This is a genomic window from Tunicatimonas sp. (assembly GCF_049647865.1).
Classification (GTDB): Bacteria; Bacteroidota; Bacteroidia; order Cytophagales; family Cyclobacteriaceae; genus Tunicatimonas.
The window spans coordinates 1-5,591 of the sequence record NZ_JBARYM010000653.1 but is presented as its reverse complement, the minus strand read 5'-3'; the positions used below and the strand labels follow the sequence as shown (position 1 = coordinate 5,591).

The following is a 5,591-nucleotide window of genomic DNA, read 5'->3' as shown; positions in this document are numbered from 1 at the left end:
TGGTCTAGCACCCTGCCTGAAGGAGAGAACTCCTACTTCTATCCTTCTGCCTCACTAAGTGTGTTGTTGAGTGAAATGGTCACCATACCGAACGTTGACCTGCTGAAGCTGAGAACCGGCTGGGCCCAGGTGGGTAATGATACCGATCCCTACCGATTGCTACCGGTACTTAATAACGTAGGCAATTGGGGCGACGCTATTCGCTTATCCACTCCTGGAGAATTATTGAACCAAGACCTCAAACCGGAGATTGCTACTTCCTTTGAGGTGGGCATGGATGTTGGCTTGTTCAATAACCGTTTGCGCTTTGAGGGTACGTACTACACCATAGAAAACGAGAATCAAATATTAGGTCTTACGCTACCTCCTTCCTCCGGTGCTAATTCAAAAATAATTAACGCCGGATTGGTCGCCAGCCGAGGCTGGGAGCTGATGCTGGGCGGCACGCCTATTCGTAACGGTAACTGGACCTGGGACATCAGTGCCAACTTTACCCGAATCCGAACCACCATTGAGGAGCTATCTGATGGCATTGATCTATTCACGCTGTGGACGGATGCCAAAGGTGGGGCCTGGACTTACGTGGGTGATGAAATTGGCGATATTTACGATCGGAAGATGGTGGTGGTAGAAGATGAAAACTCACCGTACTTCGGATACCCTATTCTCGATAACCAAGGAAGTTGGCAATCTATTAATGCCGCCGAAACCCAGAACAAGATCGGTAATTTTAATCCGGACTTTATCCTGGGAGCGCAAACTAATATTTCCTACAAAGGCTTCAATCTGAACATGACTTTTGACTGGCGTAAAGGCGGGGAGTTTGTTTCTCAGACCTACCGATACATGGAATCGGACATGCGCTCTCAACGCTGGCTAGATCAGCTAATTGATCCTGGCGACTTGGAAGGTGATGCTTTGCGCGACTGGCTAGTGGCTAACCAAGATCAATACATTACCGATGGAGTTAACATTGTAGGGGGACCTACCGAAGAACTGGGTGGTCATCCTATTCCGTTTGAAGATGGGGTTACGCTAGGCGATGGGGTTTTCAACCCGGGCGTATACGTTGGCGAAGATGGCGAATACGTGGAAAACTTAGGAGGAGACGGTACTAGGTACATTCCTTTTGCGGCCAACTACGCCTGGGATTTTACCAAAACAGCCCTGTTTGATGCCGACTATCTTAAACTTCGGGAAATAGTGTTAAGCTATCAGCTACCCCGAACGTTCGTTAATTCTATTGGGCTACAAGATATAAACGTGGGAGTGTTTAGTAGAAATATTATCCTGTGGACGAAAGCCAAGATTGGTGTAGACCCCGAACGAGCGTACCAGCCGGAAGCTAGCGCGCAGGGTAACGGGGTACAGCTTAAGCAGGGAATTGAACGCTACAACGTAACGCCCTTCGTAGTCCCTATTGGTTTCAAACTAGGATTGACCTTTTAAACGATAATTATTATGAAAATAGCAACGAATAAACTTATCGCCACGCTGGCATTATCAACCGCTTTCTTACTAGGCTGCCAGGATGATCTAATTAATAAAAACGAAAACCCGAACGGAGTTTCTCCCGACAACGTGCACCCCAATTTGATGTTAGCCACGGTGCTAACCGAGTCGTCAAGAAACGTAGTGGACCTGGGGTGTGGTAATATTGCCGGAGTGATGCAGCACACCCAAAAGAACGGCTGGGCGGGCGGTCATAACAACTACGACTGGTCGAACCAAAGCTGGGCAGAATACTACAACATTCTTCGGGACAACAAAGTCATATACGAGCGGGCGGTTGCGATGGACTTCCCTTTTCATCAGGGCGTAGCGTTGGTGATGCGAGCGTATAACTTTGGAATGATTACCGATCTGTGGGGCGACGCTCCCTACACCAATGCCCTGAATGCCTCCGAAGGCGGAAACGAAAACCTGCTTCCGGCCTTCGATACCCAGGATGTGATCTACGAAGGTATTCTCGCTGACTTGGAAATGGCCAACACCGTACTGGCTGTCGACGAAAGTCAAGCTCAGAACGAAAACATCTACGGTACGGATGTAATCTACGGCGGCGATCCTTTGCAGTGGCGCAGGTTCGCTAACTCGCTAATGCTGCGGTACTATATGAGGATTTCGGGAAAAGAACCGGCGATGGCCCAGGCGGGAGTAGAGAAAATAGTGAGTGATCCCGACCAGTACCCAATCATCACCAGTATTGAGAATGATGCCACCATGAGTTACGTAGGCAATGGTTCAGATGACGCTTGGCCTTCCAACAGTGTGTTTGATCTGGGAGGCAGCCAGTACACCCGAATTCAGATGTGCGAGACGCTGGTAGATGCCCTACAAACCCGCAACGATCCCCGGATTGCCGTATGGGCCGAGAAAGTTGAGGTTCCTTTGGTCGTATCCGACACCCTGTCTGCTGAAACGAACACTATTGTTGACGGAGTACGCTACATCAGTCCCGATCAAATTCCGCCCGGCATTCCTTACAACACCGACCCGGAATACGTGGGTTTGCCACCCGCCGTTGGCAATATACCCGCGGGGTACAACTTGAATGCCGGTGCCGGACAAGGATCAGCCAATCCGCACGTCTCGGCTATATCCGACATGTACCGAGATGCCACCGGACCCATGCTGTTGGCTCGATTAGCGTCGGCTGCCGAAGTACACTTTATTTTAGCCGAAGCTGCCCTGAACGGTTGGGCCGTAGGTGATGCTCAAACCCTCTACAATGCCGGAGTAAAGGCATCCCTGGAAACTTGGGGCGTAGGCGATCAGTACGAAGCCTACTTAGCGGGTCCTGCCGCGTTTGACGGTACGTTGGAACAACTGATTACCCAAAAATGGATTGCCAGTTGGACCGCCGCTACCGAAGCCTGGTTTGACTACCGCCGAACCGGATTCCCCGCGCTGGAAGCCGGTGACGCCGCTCGTCGCTCCGCTCTACCACTACGGTTCTACTACATGCAAGACGAACTGACTGTGAACGAAAGCAACGCGATGGAAGCCGTCAACCGACTAGAGGAAACCGCCTTCACATCCCCGGATGGGAAAAACAGTGCTTGGTCAAAGCCCTGGGTACTTCAAGGTACTGGCGAACCCTACTAGATCTGGTAGACCTCCTAAACTATTAAGGCAGAAAGAGTCAACTTTCTGCCTTTTTTTGTCAGAGATATTCTTTTAGCGCAATATGCTGAAGGATGGTGAGTTTTTTATTGGAGTCTACTTACCGTAAAAACTATGCTAACCACGCTTAAGCTATTGAGCTATTTAATTTGCTTACTCATCTTTCACACAACATATACACACGCGCAAGAGCATAGCTATCTGGATAAGAAATTCACTACGCAGGAGCTACTAGAAGACTTTACCGTGTTTCGTCAGTCATTAGAAGAGAGCCATCCCGGACTTTACTGGTCTAGTACGAAAGCCGAAATGGACAGTTGTTTTGGCCAGCATCTCGCCACCATAGATCACCCCATGACCGAGCGGGAGTTTTTCCCCACACTCAGTGAATTAACTGCCCAAGTAAACTGTCTTCATACCACCATTGCTCCTTCCGAAACAATGGGCGAAGTCTACTTTACCGATAGTCTTCGTTACTTTCCCCTTGATCTGAAAATTTTGAACGGCAAGGGCTATATCTACCGAAATGTAAGTGAAGTAGAATCAATTCCACTAGGGGTAGAAGTAGTATCGATCAATGAAACTCCAATGGATTCTATTATTGCTCGTCTATTGACTCACACGAGTAGCGATGGTCATCAAAAAGGATGGGCTTCGTATTTTCTGCAAAGCGTATTTTATGTCCGCTATAAATACTTGATCGACGATAGCGATCAATTTCGTCTGGTAGTGAAAGAGCCAAACGGAAGTTTAGCGGATTACCAGCTAGCGGGGCTTAGCTATCCTCAGCGAGACAGTATTAGGGGCGAGCGATACGGGACTACCAACAATGAAAGGCCGTGGATTCAATGGAGCATTGATAAAGAAGCTAGCACAGCAACGTTAAAAATACCCCGATTTGCGAACTGGGAAATAGACGGGAAGAAGTACAAGTTTAAGAAAGTCTTAGCGCGTAGCATGGATGAGATTCTAGAGGCTGAAGTAGACAATTTGATTTTGGATGTGGGAGATCGCGGAGGGGGGAACGAAGACTACGGGCTTAGCCTATTATCCTACTTTCTTTCCGAACCCTTTGCCGGATACAAAGCCATTGAGTTTAAGAACAAAAAGCTAAACTCCCGAAAGTACAGCGAAGTAAGCTGGCTACGCTATAAACTCTTCCGTATGATGACTAGATTCGAGGTAACCGACTCTACTTATCTGCTCAAGCGGGCGGCTGGTTATAAACGAGTGCTAGGTACGGTTCAACCCGCCTCGGAACGATTTACCGGAAATATTTTTCTGCTCGTAGGTCGTTCTACAGCTTCGGCTACCTCTGACTTTGCCGCCTGGATGCACTCGCTCGGCCTGGCTACCATTATCGGCGAAGAAACCGGAGGAAATTACTACGGAAACACCAGTAATTGGGAATTCAATATCACTCTACCCAACACCAAAATCCGATTGCTTCTACCGTTAGCAAGGTATCTGACCAATGTAAAGCCTGACATACCATTAGGTCGTGGCATTATTCCCGATCATTTGGTTTCACCTACCATTGAAGACTTTCTACAAAATAAAGACCCCCAGCACGACTACGCGGTGCAATTAATTGAACAGACAGCTCAGTAATTAACTGTTCGCAATTCCCAAAATAGCTTAGTTTGGGCTATTTTAAAAGATTGGGCATCTCTTACAGAACAAATCGTAATAATTTTAAATCCTAAGAACTATGTTGACTCATATCAACTCTTAGTTCCGAACCACTCCCTCGTTGAAGCGTTTCATGATTTCCTTCCAGTTGGTGAATATGATTTCTTCGTCTTTTAGAAACTGAATTACGTCGGGATCGGCGAACATTTCGGCTTCCCAGATACGCTGCTGCCAGGAGCCGGTGATCGTTTTTAGGTTCTCAGTACCTTCGGAAGGGTGAAAGATGATCTCGATCAATCCGGGCTGCCAGGACTGCACCAAATCGTAAAACTTCTGACATTTTGCTTCGTAAGTATCCCCTTTTCCGATAGAGTAAAAATAGTCTAGTTTGGGTAACTTGTAGTTGTTGACCACCGCCAGCATTTCCTCAGTAATGGGGTAGCCCTGCTGCCGAAATCCTTCCACTACCGCCGGATTAGACATATCGATGACCATCGCGGGAATGCCGTACTCTTCCGCCACTTTGGTGTAAGCCGCGGTGAATTCGTGTGAGCCGTACAAGGTTCCCATATGCGTATCGATATGGTCGGGGCGATAACCGAGTGCGAGTGATTTTTCTACTTGGGCACGAATCTCCGTTTCTACTTCTTCCGCCGAGGCGTGTTCCACCACCTCCCGAACGCTACGCCATAGCTTTCCTTTTGGGTCAATTAGTCCGGGTACTTCGGCTGAGTCAGCCACCGAACCCCAGCGGTAGGTTTTCCATTCGCTGGTAAGCGTGAGGTGCAATCCTACGTCTTCCTGAGGGTTTTCCTTGGCCCACTCAATAAACT

Annotated in this window: 4 protein-coding genes; 3 read left to right on the top strand and 1 reads right to left on the bottom strand. The window is 48.4% G+C overall.

Annotation, left to right across the window (positions count from 1 at the left end):
• The 3 genes from WBA23_RS19170 to WBA23_RS19160 all read left to right on the top strand — a co-directional run.
• On the top strand, positions 1–1,449 hold a 1,449-nt coding region (locus WBA23_RS19170; protein WP_424583891.1), incomplete at its 5' end, for a TonB-dependent receptor domain-containing protein.
• Positions 1,450–1,461: 12 nt separating this feature from the next.
• The gene (locus WBA23_RS19165; RefSeq protein ID WP_424583890.1) at positions 1,462–3,108 is read left to right on the top strand and encodes a SusD/RagB family nutrient-binding outer membrane lipoprotein; all 1,647 of its coding nucleotides are present in this window, start codon (positions 1,462–1,464) and stop codon (positions 3,106–3,108) included.
• A gap of 132 nt (positions 3,109–3,240) precedes the next feature.
• Positions 3,241–4,737 (top strand): S41 family peptidase, encoded by a 1,497-nt coding sequence (locus WBA23_RS19160; protein WP_424583889.1) that lies wholly within the window; start codon positions 3,241–3,243, stop codon positions 4,735–4,737.
• Positions 4,738–4,857: 120 nt separating this feature from the next.
• On the opposite strand, the gene WBA23_RS19155 is transcribed toward WBA23_RS19160, so the two are convergent.
• On the bottom strand, positions 4,858–5,591 hold a 734-nt coding region (locus WBA23_RS19155), incomplete at its 5' end, for a polysaccharide deacetylase family protein (RefSeq protein WP_424583888.1).